Annotated in this window: 20 protein-coding genes and 1 pseudogene; 11 read left to right on the top strand and 10 right to left on the bottom strand. The window is 57.9% G+C overall.

The features are described 5' to 3' along the window. Positions 1 to 4: 4 nt before the first annotated feature. The 4 genes from BN1012_RS08235 to BN1012_RS08220 all read left to right on the top strand — a co-directional run bounded on the left by BN1012_RS08235 (position 5) and on the right by BN1012_RS08220 (position 4,061). A complete protein-coding gene (locus BN1012_RS08235) occupies positions 5 to 799 on the top strand; it encodes an enoyl-CoA hydratase-related protein (RefSeq protein WP_043949250.1) in 795 nt (264 codons plus the stop codon). After that, complete coding sequence (locus BN1012_RS08230) at positions 799 to 2,811, top strand: acetyl/propionyl/methylcrotonyl-CoA carboxylase subunit alpha (RefSeq protein ID WP_043949249.1); 2,013 nt, start codon at positions 799 to 801, stop codon at positions 2,809 to 2,811. Before BN1012_RS08235 ends, BN1012_RS08230 begins: the two co-directional genes overlap by 1 nt. 9 nt (positions 2,812 to 2,820) lie before the next feature. Next, complete coding sequence (locus tag BN1012_RS08225) at positions 2,821 to 3,258, top strand: DUF1489 family protein (RefSeq protein WP_043949248.1); 438 nt, start codon at positions 2,821 to 2,823, stop codon at positions 3,256 to 3,258. A gap of 98 nt (positions 3,259 to 3,356) precedes the next feature. Continuing rightward, entirely contained in the window at positions 3,357 to 4,061 is a 705-nt protein-coding gene (locus BN1012_RS08220) for a hypothetical protein (protein WP_145973437.1), read from the top strand. 9 nt (positions 4,062 to 4,070) lie between these two features. Here BN1012_RS08220 and panC read toward each other — a convergent pair whose 3' ends face one another. Next, positions 4,071 to 4,934 (bottom strand): pantoate--beta-alanine ligase, encoded by an 864-nt coding sequence (gene panC / locus BN1012_RS08215; protein ID WP_043949246.1) that lies wholly within the window; start codon positions 4,932 to 4,934, stop codon positions 4,071 to 4,073. 276 nt (positions 4,935 to 5,210) lie between these two features. Here panC and BN1012_RS08210 point away from each other — a divergent pair, with 276 nt between their 5' ends. From BN1012_RS08210 to BN1012_RS08200, 3 genes are all read left to right on the top strand, one after another. Continuing rightward, complete coding sequence (locus tag BN1012_RS08210; protein WP_244442879.1) at positions 5,211 to 6,104, top strand: division plane positioning ATPase MipZ; 894 nt, start codon at positions 5,211 to 5,213, stop codon at positions 6,102 to 6,104. Positions 6,105 to 6,376: 272 nt separating this feature from the next. After that, complete coding sequence (locus tag BN1012_RS08205; protein WP_244442878.1) at positions 6,377 to 6,946, top strand: VWA domain-containing protein; 570 nt, start codon at positions 6,377 to 6,379, stop codon at positions 6,944 to 6,946. Between the two features lie 25 nt (positions 6,947 to 6,971). Next, positions 6,972 to 7,748 carry a DnaJ domain-containing protein gene (locus BN1012_RS08200; RefSeq protein WP_052534849.1) on the top strand — a complete coding sequence of 259 codons (777 nt, stop codon included), beginning with the start codon at positions 6,972 to 6,974 and terminating at the stop codon, positions 7,746 to 7,748. Between the two features lie 45 nt (positions 7,749 to 7,793). On the opposite strand, the gene BN1012_RS17625 is transcribed toward BN1012_RS08200, so the two are convergent. After that, the gene (locus BN1012_RS17625) at positions 7,794 to 9,344 is read right to left on the bottom strand and encodes a serine hydrolase (protein ID WP_171815934.1); all 1,551 of its coding nucleotides are present in this window, start codon (positions 9,342 to 9,344) and stop codon (positions 7,794 to 7,796) included. 487 nt (positions 9,345 to 9,831) lie between these two features. Here BN1012_RS17625 and BN1012_RS08190 point away from each other — a divergent pair, with 487 nt between their 5' ends. The 3 genes and pseudogenes from BN1012_RS08190 to clpA all read left to right on the top strand — a co-directional run. Next, complete coding sequence (locus BN1012_RS08190; protein ID WP_043949243.1) at positions 9,832 to 10,263, top strand: DUF1499 domain-containing protein; 432 nt, start codon at positions 9,832 to 9,834, stop codon at positions 10,261 to 10,263. 145 nt (positions 10,264 to 10,408) lie between these two features. Next, complete coding sequence (clpS, locus tag BN1012_RS08185) at positions 10,409 to 10,789, top strand: ATP-dependent Clp protease adapter ClpS (protein WP_081826291.1); 381 nt, start codon at positions 10,409 to 10,411, stop codon at positions 10,787 to 10,789. Between the two features lie 92 nt (positions 10,790 to 10,881). Further along, positions 10,882 to 13,191 (top strand): annotated as a pseudogene (gene clpA / locus BN1012_RS08180) (ATP-dependent Clp protease ATP-binding subunit ClpA); the annotation flags it as partial. 71 nt (positions 13,192 to 13,262) lie between these two features. Here the strand turns inward: clpA and BN1012_RS08175 are convergent. The 7 genes from BN1012_RS08175 to BN1012_RS08145 form a co-directional block, all read right to left on the bottom strand. Continuing rightward, the gene (locus BN1012_RS08175; RefSeq protein ID WP_043949242.1) at positions 13,263 to 13,961 is read right to left on the bottom strand and encodes a helix-turn-helix transcriptional regulator; all 699 of its coding nucleotides are present in this window, start codon (positions 13,959 to 13,961) and stop codon (positions 13,263 to 13,265) included. Between the two features lie 18 nt (positions 13,962 to 13,979). Then, positions 13,980 to 14,357, bottom strand: coding sequence for a VOC family protein (locus BN1012_RS08170; protein ID WP_043949241.1), 378 nt, complete (start codon positions 14,355 to 14,357; stop codon positions 13,980 to 13,982). A 101-nt stretch (positions 14,358 to 14,458) separates the two neighbouring features. Continuing rightward, positions 14,459 to 16,084 (bottom strand): Vgb family protein, encoded by a 1,626-nt coding sequence (locus tag BN1012_RS08165; protein WP_043949240.1) that lies wholly within the window; start codon positions 16,082 to 16,084, stop codon positions 14,459 to 14,461. Positions 16,085 to 16,131: 47 nt separating this feature from the next. Further along, a complete protein-coding gene (locus BN1012_RS08160; RefSeq protein ID WP_043949239.1) occupies positions 16,132 to 16,563 on the bottom strand; it encodes an HIT family protein in 432 nt (143 codons plus the stop codon). 10 nt (positions 16,564 to 16,573) lie between these two features. Then, positions 16,574 to 17,722, bottom strand: a complete 1,149-nt coding sequence (locus BN1012_RS08155; protein WP_043950815.1) for a GNAT family N-acetyltransferase — start codon at positions 17,720 to 17,722, stop codon at positions 16,574 to 16,576. 92 nt (positions 17,723 to 17,814) lie between these two features. Continuing rightward, on the bottom strand, positions 17,815 to 18,558 hold the full coding sequence (locus BN1012_RS08150) for a glycerophosphodiester phosphodiesterase family protein (protein WP_043949238.1): 744 nt from the start codon (positions 18,556 to 18,558) through the stop codon (positions 17,815 to 17,817). Between the two features lies 1 nt (position 18,559). Beyond that, on the bottom strand, positions 18,560 to 19,027 hold the full coding sequence (locus BN1012_RS08145; RefSeq protein WP_043949237.1) for a RidA family protein: 468 nt from the start codon (positions 19,025 to 19,027) through the stop codon (positions 18,560 to 18,562). Positions 19,028 to 19,122: 95 nt separating this feature from the next. On the opposite strand from BN1012_RS08145, the gene BN1012_RS08140 reads away from it, so the two are divergent. Then, the gene (locus tag BN1012_RS08140) at positions 19,123 to 20,166 is read left to right on the top strand and encodes an agmatine deiminase family protein (RefSeq protein WP_043949236.1); all 1,044 of its coding nucleotides are present in this window, start codon (positions 19,123 to 19,125) and stop codon (positions 20,164 to 20,166) included. A gap of 6 nt (positions 20,167 to 20,172) precedes the next feature. Here BN1012_RS08140 and BN1012_RS08135 read toward each other — a convergent pair whose 3' ends face one another. Further along, positions 20,173 to 20,895: a GGDEF domain-containing protein gene (locus BN1012_RS08135; RefSeq protein ID WP_052534844.1), complete on the bottom strand. Its 723-nt coding sequence runs from the start codon at positions 20,893 to 20,895 to the stop codon at positions 20,173 to 20,175. Between the last annotated feature and the right edge of the window lie 151 nt (positions 20,896 to 21,046).

Genomic DNA, 21,046 nt, shown 5'->3' with positions numbered 1-21,046 from the left:
GATTATGGCTGATGACTTTGTTCTTATGGACGTAACCCGTGACGGGCTTGCAACCATTACTCTCAACAATCCAGACCAGCACAATGCGTTCAATCCTGATCTTGTCGAGGATCTGAAACAGTGCCTGGAAGACCTGCGCGCCAATTCGGACACCGTTCGTGGGTTGGTCATTCGAGCGGAAGGAAAGGTCTTTTCGGGCTTGGCAGACTTTGATTGGCTGCCGCATACCGCGCATTACACCGATGATGAAACGGAAGAAGACGCACAGGCGATTGCCGACGTGCTCATTCGGGTGCGTGAGCTTCCTCAACCGGTCATCGCTGTGGTTGAGGGGCCTGCCGCAGGGTATGGGCTTGGTCTGATTGCCGCCTGCGACATCGTACTGGCAACACCTTCTGCTCGATTTGTCTTTTCAGAAGTGCGTCATGGCTTTGTTCCGGCTCTGTCCCTCCCATACATCATTCAGGCAATCGGCATAACAGCGGCGCGACGCTACCTGCTGGCTGGAGACCCATTTGATGTGGAGGAAGCGCATCGCCTCGGACTTGTCGACGAGATTGTGGAAGACACTGCTGCGATGAAAGCCAAGCTGGCTCATTTCGTGGACCACATCTTTGCGGCGGCACCAGGTGCCATCGCTGCGACCAAATCGTTGATAGACGACGCAACAGGCTTGCCTATTGATGATGAGCTGGTGACTGAAACTGTTGCGGCTCAGGGGCGCAACAGAACGGGCGCTGAAGCTGCTGAAGGTATTGCGGCATTTCTCGATAAACGTGAGCCAAACTGGCGGACCTGATGATTACTTCTGTTCTTATTGCAAATCGCGGCGAAATTGCCTGCCGCGTGATTGAAACCGCTCGGTCCATGGGATTGCGGACCATTGCTGTTTATTCAGAAGCGGACGCAAACGCTTTGCATGTGGAGATGGCTGACGAAGCCTATCTGCTGGGGCCTGCGGCGGCCGCTGAAAGTTATCTGCGGCAGGACAAGATACTCGACGCCGCGCGCAGGAGCGGGGCTGACGCCATACATCCGGGTTACGGGTTCCTGTCTGAGAATGCGGAGTTTGCAGAAGCCTGTGCTGAGGCCGGCGTGCTTTTTGTCGGGCCGCCTGCTGACGCGATCCGGGCCATGGGTCTGAAGGACCGGGCTAAAGTCTTGATGCAGGACGCCAATGTGCCGGTGGTTCCCGGCTACCATGGTGACAATCAGGATCCAGCGTTCCTGGCGGGTGAAGCCGAAAAGATTGGCTATCCGGTGCTCATCAAGGCGGTTGCTGGTGGTGGCGGCAAGGGCATGCGCCGTGTTGATGCCGCCGGTGAGTTCGACAAGGCGTTGGCATCTGCCCAGCGCGAAGCGAAAGCAGCTTTTGGCGATGATCACGTACTGATCGAAAAGTTCGTTTCCCGTCCGCGGCATATTGAGGTTCAGGTCTTTGCAGATGCGCATGGCGATGTTGTGCATCTCTTCGAGCGGGACTGTTCTGTTCAACGACGTCACCAAAAGGTGGTGGAAGAAGCACCCGCGCCAGGCATGCCGCAAGACATGCGTGATGCCATGGGTAAGGCTGCCTGCGAGGCGGCCCGTGCGATCGGCTATCGCGGAGCAGGAACAGTCGAATTCATTGCGGACACCTCAGAAGGCCTGCGGGCAGATCGCTTCTACTTCATGGAAATGAATACACGCCTGCAGGTTGAACACCCGGTGACGGAAATGATCACCGGTCAGGACCTTGTTGAATGGCAATTGCGTGTTGTGTCGAACGAGGAATTGCCGCTGAAGCAGGATGACATCCTGCTCGACGGGCACGCGGTTGAAGTGCGGCTCTACGCGGAAGATCCCAACAAGCAGTTCTTTCCATCGACCGGCAAACTCAAAGAGTTCTGGATGCCGGAAGAGGGCGACGGCGTGCGGATTGATGCCGGGGTTCAGTTGGGTGACGACATAAGCATCTACTACGACCCCATGATCGCCAAGGTCATTGCCTGGGGCGATACGCGCGATGCGGCGCGCCAGCTATTGATCAAGGCGTTGGGCGAGGTTGAAGTTGTGGGCGTGACCACCAATGCGGCGTTTCTCAAGGATGTCGTCAGCCATCCAGTTTTCGCATCCGGCGAGATGGATACGGGCTTTATCGAGGCGCACACGAAAGATTTGCTGCCGGGCAAACAGGCGGCACCTGCTGACATTGCGGCATTTGCAGCTCTCGCACTGGCACAGAACAGGACGTTGCACGCTGCTCGAGGCAGTGATGCTGACCCATACTCTCCCTGGAACGATGTGGGTGGATGGCGCCTGGTGGGCACTGCAAGCGAAACACTCACCTTGGTGGATGGTGACACACAGGTTTCTGCCGATGTGACATATGGCGCTGACGTGATTGCAGTATCGCTTGAGGGTGCCGAGGGCCGGGTTAGTACCTATCGCGTGGCTGAAGGCGTGATTGAGGCTGTTGTGAACGGCGCGCGATTGTCAGCGGGTGTTCACATTGATGATGACACTGTCTCCGTCATGAAAGATGGCGCGACCTGGACATTTGATGTTCCTGATCCGCTGGATGTTGATGCTGCGGATGCCGCCGCATTGGGAGGTGTCGAAGCCCCGATGACCGGCAAGATAACGCAAGTCTGGGTCACGGCTGGAGATAGTGTTCAGCGCGGTGCGCCATTGATTGCGCTGGAAGCCATGAAGATGGAACACACTTTGAATGCGCCAGCGGATGTGACCGTAGCGGAGGTCCTGGCGGCACCCGGTGACCAGGTTGAAGGCGGCGCGGCCCTCGTGGTGTTTGAAGCGTCAGACGAATAGACTGCGCGCATGGCACTTAACCTCATAAAGCTCTGCGTTGGCGCATCGTCCATCGAAGATCTGGCTGACTGGCAGAGCAGAGTGCTGGCAGGCAAGACCGGATACGGAAAAGTCGACAAGCTTTTCCACACGACCCGCATGACGCCAAAACGCGGCGAGGAGCTTCTTGATGGCGGCTCTCTTTATTGGGTTATGTCCGGCACCATACGGGTGCGGCAGAAGCTGCTGGATATTGAGCAGTACAAGGATTCAGAAGGCATCAAACGCTGCCGGTTGGTCCTTGATCCACCGCTGATCCAGACGCGCCCGGCGCCCCGGCGTCCGTTTCAGGGCTGGCGGTATCTTGAAGCCAAGGACGCGCCAGCGGACCTTGATGTGTCGAATGCGGGGGCAGACGATATGCCAGCTGAAATGCAGGCGGAACTCATGGAGCTCGGATTGCTATGAACTTGCGATTTTGCGCGCCCCTCGCAGCCGGGGTTGGACTTGCCGTTGCAGCACTTTTGCCAACCGGGCCAGCCCACGCGGCGGGTGCGTGCCTGAGCATGCCCCTGGTTTTTGAAACCGAGACGGCAAGTGGCTGCCCTGATGCGGCAACACTGGAGCGGCTTATGGATGCGCCGTTGCCCGTTGGCACGCGGTCGTCCAGTACAGGCAAGTTCGAGGGCGTGGAACTGACGGCATCAGACGATAGCGCCAAGCGCCATGTACGGACCTGCCGCGCCTACGCAGATGCAGTTGGTGAAGGGTGGTATGCCGCTACGCAGATGGACATGAACTTTGAAGGCTTCATGCGGGTCGCCTGCGGCTCTGTCATGGCGCTGGCGGCATCCGGTGAGGCAACGTCGTCGCGCATCGATGACGAGCAGGTGGGGTTTCAGACCCTGTCGCTTCTGCCGGTAGATGTATTGCCGGCGCTTGCGCCTGACACGGAAGATACGCTTGCGACCCTAAAAGCTGCGCAGTTCAGTGTTGGCAGCATGGTGGCAACGGGTGATGTGCTGACCAGAGGCAGTTCGCCGGAACAACTGGAACTCGCCTATGCGGGCTCAGCATCGACGTATGGCGAAGTAGCCCGTGGTGATTTCAACGGCAACGGCGAAATGGACATACTTGTTTATGCGCGCCATGAGGCTGTTAACGGGTCACTTCGGTGGTACGAGCTCTTTGCACTCTCATACCCTGACCAGTCTTTGACCTTTCAAAGGTTTGAGCCTGCAGGTGTGGAGGCGCTGTCGTTAGCAAATTGACCGCAAGGCCTACTGGTTATTACGCGGATTGGCGTTGTCGATCAGGCGGGTTGTACCCAGATGGGCTGCCGCAAGAATGCGAACGGGGCAGCCCTCTTTGATCTCGGCCCGAGATAGTCTTGCCAGGCTGTCGGCCTGGCGAATTGCGACATAGTCGACTTTTTCAAATCCTGCTTCCAGCAGAGCGGCCTTGGCCGCATCCTCGGTGTCCTGGGGATCACCGCCGGAAAGCACCTGTTTTCCTGCGTCATCAATAATGCGCTTCATGCTGGGCGCAACAGCTCGGTGCTCCTGGCTCAGATAGGCATTCCGCGATGACATGGCCAAGCCGTCCGCTTCGCGAATGGTGGGGCCGCCGATGACCTCCACCGGGATATCAAGATCGCGGACCAGGCGGCGGATTACCTGCAATTGCTGATAGTCCTTCTCGCCGAAGACAGCGACATCCGGCATGACCTGCAAGAGCAGCTTTGTAACAACCGTGGCCACGCCCCCAAAAAAGTGCGGACGATGATCGGTTTCCAACCCTTGTGAAGGTCCGTCGACATGCACGGACGTGGCAAATCCTTCTGGGTACATTTCCTGAGGGGCAGGTGCCCAGAGGAGCGACGTGCCGCGGCTCTCCAGTTTTGCCTTGTCACCGTCTTCATCACGAGGATAGCGCTCCAGGTCTTCGCCTGGCGCAAACTGGGTGGGATTAACGAACAGGCTGACAGCAACAACATCAGCATGGCTTGCGGCAATATCCACCAAAGCGAGGTGCCCCTCGTGCAATGCGCCCATGGTTGGGACCAGTCCAATACGACGGCCAGCCTGCCGGTGGGCTGAAATGGAATCACGAAGCTCGGTTAAGGTTCTGACTGTCTCGATCATGATCTCGATATTCCGGGTACGGAGTGCCCGAATTCTGGGCTTTTTACTGCCTGCATGTTCACCATACCGACGTGGAATTTGGCACGGCTTTCGCAGGATTTGGACCGTACAAAGCAGGAAAATGGCTGTTTTCCAAGCCATGCAGTTTTTGGGTGTGTAGAATGTGTGCCATTGCGGGATTTCAGACGGCTTGCGTGTTGACTTGTGGACCCTCGCCCGACCAATATCTGCGCATTGTTGGGGGTGAGTAGCGTGCATTCGGGGAAAGTCATAAGCGTGCGTTCGCGCACGAAAGGGAAGCGGTCCAGCGCCGAGGCGCGGATGGGCCATGTCATCGTTCTTGGCAACGAGAAGGGTGGCTCGGGCAAATCCACGAGCGCCATGCATCTCATTGCCGGACTGATGAAAGCCGGGTTCAAGGTCGGTTGCATTGATCTGGACAGTCGCCAACGCTCCATCTCACGTTATCTCGAGAACCGTCGCCAGCTGTGTGATCGCACGGGATTGCGTCTGAGTTTCCCGCGCCATGAAGTCATTGACCCTTCCACCCTTGATAGCCGTGAAGCGGCGCAACGCGAAGAAGAGGCCGAATTTGAGCAGGCGCTGTTCGAGCTGCGTGCCACATGCGACTTCGTGGTTGTTGATTGTCCGGGGTCGGATGTTTTCCTGTCCCGCGTGGGGCACCGGGCTGCTGACACACTTATCACTCCGATGAATGACTCATTCGTCGATTTTGACCTTTTGGGCAAGGTTGATCCCGACACTAACGAAGTGAAGGGCCCATCCATCTACAGTGAGATGGTCTGGGAAGCGCGCAAGCGCAAAGCCATGGTTGAAGGCAAGTCCATCGACTGGGTCGTGATGCGAAACCGCCTGTCTCATCTGGACGCCAAGAACAAACGCAGGGTCCAACAGGTTGTGACCAACCTCGCCGGCCGCATCGGGTTTCGTCTGGCGCCCGGCTTTGGTGAGCGGGTGATTTTTCGCGAGATGTTCCCGATGGGACTGACGTTGCTGGACATCATTGATGACAAGGCAGGCGTTCAGCTGTCCATGTCACATGTGGCTGCGCGTCAGGAAGTTCGGGATCTGTTGACGGCGCTTCGGCTCCCCGGCGTCGACGTCGGCAGCAATGACGACAAGGACGCGCGCGCGGCGCGGGCTGTCTAAAACAAATTCAGCGTTTTACGGCGGTTTCCAGGCTACTCCCGTTCCAAAGACGGGGGTTGGCAATAATGCCTGTGCGGCCCATCTTTATACCATGATGATGTCTCAACAGCCTTTGCACTAGCGTGGCCAAACCTCGAACTCCAGTGGGCCCGGCAACCGGCAAAACGCCTTCCGCCGGCGGCGTTGATGCTTTCCTCCAGAAAGTATCGGCAACGCCGGTTCCCGTTCATGGTAACGGGCGAGGGCGGCTGCTGTTCGTCATGGACGCTACTATGAGCCGGCAGCCCACATGGGATGCTGCAGTCTCCCTGCAGGCGCAGATGTTTGATGTGACGGCTGACATCGGTGGATTGGACGTCCAACTGGCCTATTTTCGGGGACTGGGCGAATTCAAGGCGTCACCCTGGGTCGGGGATCCAACCACGCTGGGCAAGGCCATGAGCGGTGTTCAGGTCCGTGGCGGCCATACACAGATTTGTCGGGCATTGCGCCACGCGATCACTGAAGCACGGTCCAAGCCGGTTCAGGCTCTGGTCTATGTTGGAGATTGTGTTGAAGAGGCTGCCGATGATGTATGTGCGGCGGCAGGCGAACTTGGTTTGCTTGGAACCCGCGCGTTCATGTTTCAGGAGGGGCATGAGCGGCAAGCCGAAATGACCTTCCGGGAAGTTGCGCGTCTGACCGGTGGGGCCTTTGCCCGATTTGATGCCAATGCCGGCAACCAGCTGCGCGAGCTGCTGCGCGCGGTTGCTGTTTATGCGGCCGGGGGCCGAAAAGCACTTAGTGGCCATTCGGCCCGTTCGTCGCGTGCCGTTCAACAACTGACGCATCAGGTTCGCTGATGCTTAATCCGAGTGAGGACTGCTAGTGGGATTTTTCGCTCTTTTCGTCTGCCTGCTGGGCGCGGCGATCTTGCTGGTCTATGCCGCAGGGTCCATGCCACCTGCGTCTCTCGCCCGGATCGTGCGATATGTCGGGGGCGGTCTACTAGGCATTGTCGCATTGGTTTTGCTTCTCACCGGGCGGATGGGATTCGCGGTACCGGCTGCGCTGGCATCGTTTGCATTGTTCCGCGGCAATCTGGGACGGTTGGCATCGTTCGCACAGAATATCCCAGGGGCGGACAGGTTTGGTGGTGGACCCAGCGGCGGCCAGACGTCCGACATCGAGACGGCCTGGCTCTCCATGTGGCTTGACCATGACTCCGGCAAGATGGGCGGCCGCGTCCGGCAGGGCTCGTTCTCTGGCGCACAGCTCGAGCAGCTGTCTCTTGATGATCTACTCAACCTCAGAAGCGAATTGATCGCCGACGACGAGTCCCTTCGCTTACTCGATAGTTTTATAGAGCGGGTTCACGGTCAAAGCGCCGGTGACGAAACGTCCGAGGAATCCAAAACCGGTTCAGGTGGGCATTCAGGGTCACGTGGTGACGGCGGCCGTCCTAATGCCAGTGGGGCAGGGATGAGCCTGGACGAGGCCTTGGACGTGCTGGGGCTATCGCCGGGCGCGAGCGCTGAGGACATCAAGCTGGCCCATCGTGCGTTGATGCAGAAGGTGCACCCGGATCGCGGCGGATCATCTTATCTTGCAACAAAGCTCAATCAGGCCAAGGACATGCTGCTGGCCGGGATGAAAACCCGATAACCCAAAGTAGTGATCAGTCAGGATTGGCTTTGACAGTCCGGCTGGCTAGTTGGCCGAAGGCGCGTACCAGTCATCTGGTGGAACCGTTATGCAACTGATGCCTTCACGGATGAGCGTGGTGCAGGCGTTGCGCGCCTGATCTTCGCCGGTAAAGCCGGTGAAGCGGGATCTGAACAGCGTTCGTGACGCTGTCTTGACGGGCACGGTGGCCGGGCCTTTGCCTTTAAGTACACTTGGTGCCCGTGACATGGCTGCCTGAATGCGGCGCCCTGCTTCTGCGGCATCGGCGTAGGCGCCGATCTGAATGCGCCAGGCCGCGCCTACAGGCGCTGCCGTATAGGGCTGAGGCTCAGACAGAGCTGCATAGTTGGTCTCTGTCGGCGGCGTATAGTCGCCAGCACCCAGAGTGCCTGTCAGGCCTGGCGCGCTCTCGCGGGCATAGGCCGGTGACACAAGCCAGGCGGTGACGTCTTCAAATACTTTGGCATCTGCTGCAGGGGCGCTCGCAACCGAGACCGGGCGCTGCTCAGGAAGCTGCGGTGCGGGTGGTGTGAAACTGGTTGTTTGACGCGGCGCAGGTGTTGGAATGGGGGCGGTATCCGCCAGCATGTTTGCCGCCACGTCTATGGGCAAATTGTTCGATGGTGCTGCAGCTACGGGGGCAGCGGCGGGTTGCTGCAGGCTTGCCAGTGCCTGTGATGGGGCCGTTGCGACCACAGGTCCAGGTTCGGCTTGTTGTGGCCGCATGCGGGGAATGGGGGCTGCTGACGCAATGGACATGTGGCCCCGGCGCGGAACGCGGCCAAAGGCTTCATCCAGAATGTCGACCATGTGGTCATCACGGGCCCGAGGTGTCTTGCCACCAAGCACGACACCCACCAGGTGCTTGCCATCACGGATGACAGATGCGGTCAGGTTGAAACCTGAGGCGCGGGTGTACCCGGTCTTGATGCCATTTGTGCCTTCGTAGTCACCCAGCAGGTTGTTGTGGTTATTGAAAATCCGACCGCGGAAATTGAAGCTCTCAGTCCCGAAGTAGGCGTAGTACTGCGGGAAATCATCCATCACGCGCTGAGCAAGCGTTGCCATGTCGCGCGCCGTGGTGACCTGACGCTTGTCGGGTAGCCCATGGGGGTTACGGAATGTCGTGCGGGCCATGCCGAGCTCACGGGCGCGTTTGGTCATTATTTGAGCAAACTTGCGTTGTGTCCCGCCAATGTTTTCCGCGACAACCATGGCCACATCGTTTGCAGACTTGGTGACAAGCGCGAGGATCGCTTCTTCAACGGTAATCGTATCGCCTGCATCGAGACCCAGCTTGGAAGGTGCCTGACCTTCAGCGTTCTTCGATACCAGCCACGGGGTGTTGAGTTTGATGTTTTCCTGAGCCAGTTCATCAAAGACGATGTACAGGGTCATGATCTTGGTGAGGGAGGCGGGGTAGCGCGCCGCATCCGCATTGCGCGCGAACAGCACGCGGCCGGAATATTTGTCGAGTACAAGAGCAGCGTATTTTGGCTTGGCGACTGCGGGTGTGGTTGCAATGAGCGCAAGGCCCAGCACGGCAGCAAAGCAACCCATGACCAGCGCGCTCAAACGCGATGTCTGGTGCGGTGTATGACGAGATCCAACGGATCCTGTCCCCAAGGCTATTGCCCCTCTTACGCAGCCCATACAGTCCATCCCCCGATGGCACAGTTGTCGGCACAATGCGTGCCGAACATGCCTCGTTTTGGTGCCTGAAACGCAGGCCCGGCAAGGCTCCCCAATACAATGTCTTTAGCGTATGCAGGTTCAATGCCGAGGGCAACAGCGACACAGCGTGTAACCGGCACAAATACGTTCTTCAGCGCGTCCAAAGGGCCAGGCGGAGGTTTGGACGCGAAAGCCGCAAAAAATGGGAAAGACATCGGGATTCCGTGAGTTTTCCAAGGTGTGGCCTGAGATTGCGGTTTTGGTGTTACAAATTGGTTAACGAAGCTTAACGTTTGCCTGTATCTCGGTGTGCCCTGCCGCGCTAAGAAGGCGGAAATCAGTGGTTATTTGGGTTGGGGAAACCAGCCGCGCGTAATAGGGTCGAAAAATGGCTAGATCAAAGGCAATCAAAACAGGCACTCCAGCGCTTGATTTCACAAAACTCAAGCTCAAGGGCTCGCCAAACGAATACCTGGTGGCGCCGGAAGACCTATGCAAAAACGCGGTCCCGCATTTGCCTGCAGACGTCTATGACGTCTCAGCGAATGATTTGCGCGACGCGGTCATGCATGTGGTGTCGCACCAGTCCCGAGTCGAACTGGATGGGATGGATGAGGCCGCCATGGCTTTTGAATTCGTCCACTATTCTGCGGTTTTGAACTTCAAGGACATGATTTCCATCCGGGTTTTGCCGGTTGGCACCAAACAGGCGACCATTGCGATCTACAGCCGCTCTAAAACGGGCTATTATGATTTTGGTGTGAACAAGAACCGGATAGAAGCCTGGCTGGAAGAGCTTGAGGGTGAAGTTATCCGCTAAGACGAGGTCTCATGAGGCTGAATTTCGCAGGAAATCGGGCAAAACAGCCTGACATCCTTCACATTTTCGCATTTGCACCCATATTATCGCAACACTGCCGGGAGTTCTCCATGGCGGAGGGCTTCCCAGTGATACAATCGAGTCTATGAACACGACTGACCACAGCATTATTCGCCACGTCCTGTTGCCAGAAGAGCCTGGTGCGCCTGATGAGCCACCGGGTCGCGGCGGCACGGATACGGGCGTCATCACCAAGACGCAGCCCAAGACCAAAAAGCCCTCGCTGTACAAAGTGCTGCTGCTCAATGACGACTACACCCCCATGGAATTTGTCATTCATGTTCTTGAGCGGGTGTTTCACATGGGCAGCGAAGATGCCACGCGCGTGATGCTGCATGTGCATCAAAACGGCGTCGGCGTCTGCGGTGTGTTCACCTTTGAAGTGGCGGAAACCAAGGTGACACAGGTGATGGACCTTGCCGGTCAGCACCAGCACCCCCTGCAATGCACGATGGAGAAAGAGTAAATCTCGACATCATTGCGCAATGCCTATTCCGGCGTCAGACTGACTAAGCGGGGCATGAGTCCGGCCCTCGCGATTATGAGGAGTTGAGTGCGTTGCCATCATTTTCACGCAGCCTTGAAGAAGGTCTCCACCGTGCACTGGCCCTGGCCAATGAGCGGGGACACGAATACGCAACGCTAGAGCATCTGCTGCTTGCGCTGCTCGATGATCAGGACGCCGCCGCGGTCATGCGCGCGTGTTCTGTTGATCTCGACAAGCTGCGGACTGACCTGTCTTCCTATATCGACAACGAGCTTGCGAACCTGATCATCACCAGTGGTGAGGACTCGAAGCCAACTGCCGGCTTCCAGCGGGTCATTCAGCGCGCGGTCATTCACGTACAGTCGTCCGGCCGCGAAGAAGTGACCGGTGCGAATGTTCTGGTTGCGATCTTTGCTGAACGCGAAAGCCATGCCGCGTACTTCCTGCAGGAGCAGGACATGACGCGCTATGACGCGGTGAACTACATCAGCCATGGCATTGCGAAGCGTGGCGAGATGAGTGAAACGCGGACACCGCGCGGTGCGAACGAAGAAGAGCCCACGGGTGAAGGGTCTGCCAAGGATGGTACCGAGGCGCTCGAGACCTATTGCGTGGATCTCAACAAGAAGGCCATGGACGGCAAGATCGATCCGCTCATTGGTCGCGACTCTGAAATCGACAGAACGATCCAGATCCTTTGCCGCCGGTCCAAGAACAATCCGTTGTTTGTAGGTGACCCAGGTGTCGGCAAGACGGCAATTGCTGAAGGTCTGGCCCGCAAGATCGTCAATGGGGAAGTGCCGGAAGTCCTGAAGGACGCCACCATCTTCTCGTTGGACATGGGTGCGCTGCTTGCGGGGACGCGTTATCGCGGTGACTTCGAAGAACGTCTCAAGGCAGTTGTGAAGGAACTTGAAGAGTTCCCGGGCGCTGTGATGTTCATTGACGAAATCCATACGGTCATTGGGGCAGGTGCCACATCCGGTGGTGCCATGGATGCCTCCAACCTTCTGAAGCCTGCGCTTCAGAATGGTGAACTGCGCTGCATCGGGTCAACGACCTACAAAGAGTATCGCCAGCATTTTGAAAAGGACCGCGCGCTCGTTCGCCGGTTCCAGAAAATTGATGTGGCGGAACCATCCGTTCCCGACGCGATCAAGATACTCAAAGGGCTCAAGCCGTATTTCGAGGACTATCACAAAATCCGCTACACCAATGACGCCATCAAGACGGCGGTCGAGCTGTCTGCGCGTTACATGCATGACCGGAAGCTGCCGGACAAAGCCATTGATGTGATTGATGAAGTCGGTGCGTCGCAGATGCTGCTTCCGGAAAGCCGCCGCAAGAAGACGGTTGGTGTGAAGGAAGTTGAGGCCGTGGTGTCCACCATGGCGCGCATTCCGCCCAAGTCAGTCACCAAGACGGACACAGAGAAGCTTTCCAGTCTGGACAAGGACCTCAAGCGCGTGGTGTTTGGTCAGGACGAGGCGATCACTGCACTGTCGGCAGCCATCAAGCTGGCGCGGGCAGGGTTGCGTGAGCCTGAAAAGCCCATTGGCTCTTACCTGTTCTCAGGTCCAACCGGCGTCGGCAAAACCGAAGTGGCACGTCAACTCTCATCCATCATGGGTGTCGAGCTGCTGCGGTTCGACATGTCCGAGTATATGGAGCGGCACACGGTGTCACGGCTGCTTGGGGCGCCTCCCGGTTATGTTGGTTTTGATCAGGGCGGCTTGCTTACGGATGGTGTGGACCAGCACCCCCATTGCGTGTTGCTGCTCGATGAAATCGAAAAAGCCCACCCGGACCTGTTCAACATTCTGCTGCAGGTGATGGATCACGGCTCGCTGACCGATCACAACGGCAAGAAGATCGACTTCCGCAATGTGATCCTCATCATGACCACCAATGCCGGTGCCAGCGACATGCAGAAGCCGCCGATTGGCTTTGGCCGCACCAAGCGGGAGGGCGAAGACGAAGAAGCGATCAAGAAGCTCTTCACGCCGGAATTCCGCAACCGTCTGGATGCGGTCATTCCATTCTCCGGCCTGTCCGAAGAAATCATTGCGCGCGTGGTCGAGAAGTTTGTGCTTCAGCTTGAAGTGCAGTTGGCAGACCGCAACGTGACGATTGAGCTTTCCAAGGCTGCCAACAAATGGCTGGGCGAACGCGGGTTCGACGAGAACTTTGGCGCCCGTCCGTTGAGCCGGATCATCCAGGAGCACGTCAAAAAACCACTGGCTGAGGAGCTGCTGTTCGGCAAGCTCAAGCGCGGTGGTGTGGTGCATGTGGATGTGAAAGACGATGCCTTGTCCTTTGCTGTGGAGGCAGCAGCGCCGCCACCCAGTAGAAAGAAGGGCGGCAAGAAGGCTCCGGCGAAAGCCGCCAAGTAGGTAAGGTTGCAAAAGTATGAGAAGGGCGTCTTTCAGGAGACGCCCTTTTTCTTTGGGCGTCAGGTGGGGCGTGTGCGGCCTTCGAGTTCCATCTGACGGTAGAAATCGGTCAGCGTCTTGCCCGGCTCGTGGGTAAACTTTCCATCGGGCTTCATGGCGCTGATCCTGTCGAGGCGAAACATTCGAAAGTCATTGCGCAGTTCACACCACCCCACCAGTGTCCAGACGCGTCCCCAGTACCAAAGACCCAGGGGGCGCACCGTGCGGCTGGTTGCGTCACCCGCAGCATCTTCATAGTCGAAGCTCAGTCGCGTCCGTAACTCAACAGCACGTTCGAGATCATCAAGGCGCTTGCGGTAGTCGTCGTTGATTTGTGGGGGTGCGAATGCGTGGATCTGAACCTGCCGGCCATGGTCGCGGGCGGAGGGCGGCAGTACCGTTTCGATCTTGACCAGAGCTTCCTGCGCGGCCTTCGCCATGTCGGTGCCACCCCAGGCCCTGATTAGCCGTGCTCCGGCCACGAGAGCCACGATTTCCTCCTTGGAAAACATCATGGGCGGAAGGTCAAAACCTTCACGCATCAGGTAGCCAATGCCTGCCTCGCCATCAATGGGGACGCCGGCGCCAATGAGATCAACGATGTCGCGGTAGATCGTGCGCTCGGATACTTCCAGCCGTTCTGACAATTGACGGGCTGTGGTGAGCCGACCACCTCTGAGATGTTGAACGATCTGAAAAAGGCGGTCAGCTCTGCGCATGGTGTTACCCGCTGGTGGCTATCCGATTGCCTCAAATAGGCCGATGGAATTTCCATCCGGGTCAATAGCGTAGGCAAACCGCCCGGCGGGAATTGTGACAGGGTCGCTCACGACCTTGCCGCCTGCTTTAGCCGCGCGCGCCATCGCGTCCTCCAGCTTGTCAGGAATTGTGAAGTGAGCGGTTGGGCCTTCACCCGCTTTGGCGGGGGTGCCGGGGTAGATGTGTCCCGCAATACCGGTCCCATCAGCTGTGGGGAACATGGCCATCGGGTTGGGACCGCTATTGTCAACCGTGAGATCAAGGCCAAAAACGTCGTTGTAAAACGCGATCGCGCGGTCGACGTCGGTAACCGGGATTTCAGTCCAGACCGTAAAGTTCTGTGGTGCGTGTGCCATGGGTGCTTCTCCGTTCGGTGTGTGGAGAAACACAGTGACAGACCCCTCCTGACAGCATGGTGTCAGGAGGCTGCAATTTGGAGGGTTTTCGCGACTGCAGCCTAGAGGTTTGACGGGCTGAGTTTGAAAACCTGCGCGAGGATCTCTGAGGAAAAGTAGAGATTGCCTTTGTCATCTTCAGCGACACCCGTGGGCATGAAAACTTCCGGGCCTTCTTCGGGAATGACGCCGAAGGGGAGGCCGGAGGCGATCGTCACCCGGTCACCTTCCGGCATTATCATGGTGATTTGCTGCTTGGCGGCCTCCACAATCGCCATGCCGCCATTGGCCAGGAAGGTGAAGCCTTCCGGATTGGCGAGATCATCAACGACGGTTTCAACGCCGCCGCTATCCGTCAGCCGGGAGATGCGGCCGCCTTTGGTTTCTGAAAAATAGATCGCGCTGTCAGGTCCCTGTTGCATCATGGCCGGACCGTCGAGTTTGTCTGCCAGTGTGATGCGGTCTTCATGGTCGTCTGGATTGACGCGCACAATGGCGCCGCGGGCATATTCCGTTACGAGGATGCCGCCATCTTCCAGGGGCAGGGCTTCTGTGGGTGTTGTGAAACCGTGCATGAGGTCGATGGATTTGCCGGTGGGGCCGTCAAACAGTTGGACGGCGCCGGCGGTCAGTCCCGCCACGGCAAACTTGTTGTGCGCCACTGCCATGCTGGTGGGGTAATCCATTTCCTGAGCAAAGACGCGGGCGATTTCCGTCACGTCGCCTGTCTGCGTATCGATGGCGCGGATGGCAAATACATCTGCGACATACAGCGTCCTGCCGTCCGGGCCCATGGCGATGTCTGCTGCCACTGCCAGCGGGCCTGAGACCAGTGCTGTGCTTTCGCCGGTTTCAACGTCCACCTCAATAATCGCGTTGTCTGCCATGTTGGAGATGTAGAGCGTGTCATCAGGCGCGAATGCCAGATTGTCGATGGCGGGTTTGACCTGCGCCACAATTGTCTTGGCGCCGGATGCCACATCCACACGGATGACTTCCCCGGCCTGCGTGTCGACCGCATAAAGCTCGTTCTTCGAGTTGAAGTTGACAGCAGCTGGTGTCTGGAAGCCGTCGGCAATAACTTCAAGGGTGCCCGCATCCACGTTGACCCGAGCGATCTGGCTCTTGAACCAGATTGGGCCGTAGAGATGTCCGTCAGGGCCAAAGTCGAATCCATTGAGGCCGCCCATGTCTTTCATGATGAGGCGAGGGTCTTCCTTGCCGGTGGGGTCCAGTTCCCACAGGGCGTCGCCTGCAAAGACCTGTGTCATGAACAGGCGGCCGTCATCCGTCCAGGCGAGTGAATTGGTACCCGGCAGTCCTTCGGCAAGTGTCAGCAGCTCACCTGCGGGTGTGCGGGCAAATACTTTTCCCTGCAGGAAAGCTGTCCAGGCAAGTGTCCCATCGGGGCCTTGTTCCACATCGTCGGCCATGCCGTCCGGGGCTGCTTCGGCCACAGTCACAGCACCGGTCTTGCGGTCGATTTCATAAAGGGTCGCGCCCACCACCGATCCTGCCAGCAGCCTGCCTTCTGGGGTGACCGTCAGGCCGTGAACACCGTGAAAGGGGGAGGGGCCGGTAAGCGGCTCCAGCGTCCAGCCATCTGCAAGTGTTGGTTCCGCATGAGCAGGCATTGCAAGAAGGCTGAAGGCAAGCGTTGTTGCCGCCGTAATATGTGAAAAGCGCATGTGTTGGATCCCCCCGGATGACTTTTTCTTAGGTGTTGTCGAACAGTCTACGCCAAATTGCCGGTTATGCGACTGGCATGATCTGCGAGGATGTCAGCTTCCTGCATGGTACGGGCGTGCAGGTTCATTTCTACGCCTTCCCACCTGGGGATGACGTGGAAATGGATGTGAAACACAGTCTGGCCTGCCGGTGCGCCTGAAAACTGGGCGCAGATGACGCCGTGTGGATCAAAGGTGGTGCGAACGGCATGCGCCACTTTGCGCGTGGTGCGGATCATTGCCTCTGCTGCGGCTTCGCTGAGATCAAACATGTTGACTGCTGGTTCGCGCGGGATCACCAGCGTGTGACCTTCGGCCATAGGCATGATGTCCATGAAGGCGAAAGTGTGCTCATCCTCATAGACCTTGTGAGCCGGTGCTTCGCCACGCAGAATTTTGGCGAAAATGTTGTTCTCGTCATAGGGCTTAGTGAGGCTCATGGCGGTGTCCTTAGTCCTGAGGAGTGTTTTGATCTGTCTTTTTGAAGGGCGCGTGATCCAGCAGCATGTCAGCATCTGCCGCGACGTGTTGCCGTTCGCTTGTAAGATAGTTGTCCACGGCATCGCGGAAGCTGGGATTGGGAATGTAGTGGGCTGAATAGGTGAGCTTTGGCACGTAGCCACGGGCCAGTTTGTGAGACCCCTGAGCACCCGCCTCAACACGCTTCAGCCCCCGCGACAGGGCAAAGTCGATTGCCTGATAGTAACAGACCTCAAAATGCAGGAAGTCATGATGCTCGGTGCATCCCCAGTACCGACCGAACAGTGTCTCTGAGCCGATCATGTTCATGGCGCCAGCTATGTACTGGCCATGCCGTTTGGCAAGAATGAGCAGCAGATCATCGGGCACGGCTTCACTAAGCATGGAGAAGCAGGTGCGGGTCAGATAGGGCGATCCCCATTTGCGACTGCCTGTGTCCATATAGAACCTGTAGAACGCGTCCCAATGGTCTTCGGTAATGTCTGCGCCGGTGACCCATTCAATTTCGATATCGTTTTCGACAGCTCGCGCGCGTTCCTTTTTCAGGTTTTTGCGTTTGCGCGACGCGAGCGCGCCGAGGAACCCGTCGAAATCTCCATAGCCGTCGTCTTCCCAGTGGAATTGCTGATCAGTGCGTTGCAGGAATCCGATGTCGCCCAGGTGGTTCCACTGATCTTCGGGAAGGAACGTCATGTGGCATGATGACAGATCCAGCTGATTGGTTATCTCAACAAGGGCGGCAGCAATCTGATCTTCGGTTTGCTGCATGTTCCGGCCAGGACGGGCCAGCAGTCGACGACCGGTGGCGGGTGTGAAGGGCACGGATACCTGGAGCTTGGGATAATATTGGCCGCCGGCGCGTTCCCATGCATCGGCCCATCCGTAATCAAATACGAACTCACCCTGTGAATGGCCTTTGAGGTATGCAGGCGCGCACCCAGCAATCTTGCCGTGCCCGTCTTCCACCAGCACGTGATACGGCTTCCAGCCGGTCTGGGCTGTGGCGGAACCGGACTCTTCAAGCGCCTTCAGGAATGCGTGTGAGAGAAACGGATTGTACGGAACATCGCCGCCCGGGTTCGCGCAGGCGTCCCACTGAGTAGCATCGATGCTGCTCATGCTTTCTGCTGCGCGTGCAATGATTTTTTCGGCGTCGCCCATGTGACCTCAGTCTAACTGCCCTAGGAGTACAAAGGAAAGTAGGGCAGCACTCACGGGCGGAAAGTTTCAAATATGATCTGGTCAGCATGAGCTGCTGCCGTGTCCCGATGGGTGTCCGTGCGGACAGTCCAGGTCAGGACCGGCAGGCCCAGGCGCCGTCTCAGGGCGACGGACCATTGTGGTAGCGCATTGATGTCAAAGCCGATGAAGTGCGGGCGGCTTTGTACATTGTAGAGCATATGGCGCAGGGCAAATCTCTGGGCCGGCGGCATTTGCAGGGCCGGGCCGCTTGAGTATCCGTAGGACAATTGTCCCCGGGTGATGTCCGGCGCATTGGCAGCGAACCATCCCATGGAGCGCGGGTTGAATGACATGACTGCGGCATGGTCGCGATAGCCCGAAAGAACCTCGGCGGTACGTTTTTCCAGTGGGCCTTCATGTCCTGATTTGATCTTCAGCTCGATAACCGGCACAACCTTGCCGCCTACCTGGTCCAGAAACTCACCCAGGGTCTGCATGCGGTCGGATGAGGCTTTGAACGCGATGGTTTTCAGTTCAGCCGATGTGCGCTTGAACACCGCACCGGTTTCTTCGGTCAACCGGTCGAGGGTGGCATCGTGAAACACCATTGCCTCGCCGTCCGCCGACAGCTGCAGGTCGCATTCAATTGCGTACTTGCCGTCGATCGCGGCTTGAAATGCCTTAGGCAGGTTTTCGACCACACCGTCTTCAAGGCCATGCAGCCCGCGATGGGCGACCGGAGTTGATGTAAGCCAGGAAAGATCGCGCGCCATATCAGCTGATCTCGAACACAGCATCGATTTCAACGGCGACATTGAAGGGGAGGTTGCTTGCCCCCAGGGCAAACCGTGCATGTTTCCCGGCGTCGCCAAACACATCGACCATCAAATCAGAGCAGCCGTTGATGACGGCCGGGTGCTGATCAAAATCAGGCGTTCCGTTCACGAAGCCGCCAAGTTTCACGCAACGCGTGACGCGATCAAGATCGCCGTCACATGCCTGCCGCAGGGCGGCGAGAATATTGATGCCGCACAAGCGCGCAGCCTTGACGGCGTCGTCCTGACTTACATCATCACCGACCTTGCCACGGTAGGGGAGACCGGAGGCGTCCACGGGCACCTGACCGGAAATGAAGACGAGAATTCCCGTCACCACGAATGGTACGTAGTTGGCGGCAGGCGCAGCTGGATCCGGCAGGTCGATTCCAAGTTCGCTCAGCCTGTTGTCAATCTTTCCAGCCATGTGTCTGTCTCCCGTGATGTCTTTATTTGCCACCCTTTTTGGCATGCCCGTGCAAATGGTTAAAGTGCGCGCCGAGGAACAATTGTCGAGAGTCCATGACTGACCCGTTTGCAAATTCACCTGTTGCCCATGGCATGTTCATGCCGGCGGAGTGGGAACCGCATGCGCGTTGCTGGATGCAATGGCCGCGCAGGGGTGACCTGTGGGGCCCCTACATGCCGCAGGCCATTGTGGCTTATGCCCATGTCGCGCGGACGATCTCCCGGTTTGAGCCGGTGACCATGATTGTGCATCCCGAAGATGTGGCAGAAGCGCGGTTTGCGTGTGGGACGAGTGTTGAGGTCGTTGCGCTGGAAACGGACGACAGCTGGGCACGAGACACCGGCCCGACCTTTGTCAAGGATCCGGCCCGAGGCGTGGCGGGCGTCCATTGGCAGTTCAATGGGTGGGGTGCCAAATACGCCCATGTTGAGCGAGACGCGCAAGTGGGTGGGGCAGTGTTGTCCCGGCTCGGCATGAAAAACTATCAGGCACCAGTTGTAATGGAGGGTGGCAGCTTCAGCGTCGATGGCTACGGCACATTGCTGACGACGGAACAGTGCCTGTTGAACGTCAACCGGAACCCGGAACTCCAACCACGTGAGATTGCCGAGATGCTGGCGATGTATCTGGGTGTGCGTCGCGTCCTGTGGCTTGGGGACGGCCTGGAAGGTGACGAAACGGATGGCCATGTGGACATGGTGGCCTGTTTCGCGGGGCGTGGACGGGTTCTTCTCAACACGCCCAAGCCCGGTGAGCCCAATCATGCCGCCATGCAGGATAATCTGCAGCGGCTTGCTGAGATGAAAGATGCCGGAGGTCGTGAGCTGGACGTGATCGCTGTGCCTCAACCGCAGCAGGCGCAGCATGACGACGGACGGATGATGCCACTGTCATACATCAACTTTTATATTGCCAACGGAGCCGTCATCGTTCCCGCCTTTGGTGATGTGGCGGATGATGAGGCAGCCAACATTATTGGTGCAGCCTTTCCCGGGCGTGAATGCGTTCAAGTGCCTGCGCTCGATATTGCGCGCGGCGGCGGCGTTATTCACTGCATCACACAGCAACAACCAGAAGGTGACCCAGTGCAAGAATAACGAGTGCTACTCGGCTGCGTGGAAGCTGCGCAATTGTGTTGGCTGCGGCGAGCGGCGGCGTTTGTCGTGGTACATCGCCACGTCAGCCATATGCATGATCTGCTCGGCTGAGGCATCGCTGTCATAAGGCGCAATCCCGAAACTGGCACTCACGGGAATGCGCTGATGGCTGATCATGGCTGTCGCACGATTGAGTTCTGCCTTCAGCTCGACAGCACGATGCCGGGCTGGGGCAAGATCGCCATTGACCATGAGGATAGCAAATTCATCGCCACCGGTACGGGCGAGATAGTCCGTATTGCGGACACGCGCTTTGAGAAAATCAGCGACGTGCTGCAGCATGGCGTCGCCGGCTGCATGGCCCAGCGTGTCATTGATGGGTTTGAAGCCATCCAGATCGATCACGACGAGCAAACCCTGCTCCTCGTGACGGCGAGCGTTGCCCAGGGCGCGCGTGATTGCGTCCTTGAACCCCCGGCGATTGAGCAGACCGGTGAGCTCGTCTGTCATGGACAGGGTTTCCAGTTGCTCGATACGTGACTGCTGCTCGGTGATGGTGCGCTGGGCTTCGGCTGCATATTTCAATGCGCGTTCAATAAGCTCGCGTGTTTCGCGGGTCATGTGCAAGGCCGGCTTGCTAACGCGGCTGATGAGACTCTCGGTATCGTCAGCCGACTTCATGCTTGGCATGGGCACGACGCCGTCCGAAGGTGTGAATGCGTGATACATCGCTTGTGTACTCCTGTTCACTGCGCCAACCGATACCCCATCGCTGGGAGGTATCTTTAGGTGTTGGGGCAGAAGGAGCAAGCTGCATGCCTGTTCATGTTAATCAAAATTGTCAGGCATTTCCTCATTTTTTGGCCCCATAGATTCACCA

This window comes from Candidatus Phaeomarinobacter ectocarpi, from assembly GCF_000689395.1.
Classification (GTDB): Bacteria; Pseudomonadota; Alphaproteobacteria; order CGMCC-115125; family CGMCC-115125; genus Pyruvatibacter; species Pyruvatibacter ectocarpi.
Note: the sequence above shows the minus strand (reverse complement) of the source record. Positions and strands in the feature narration are given on the sequence as shown.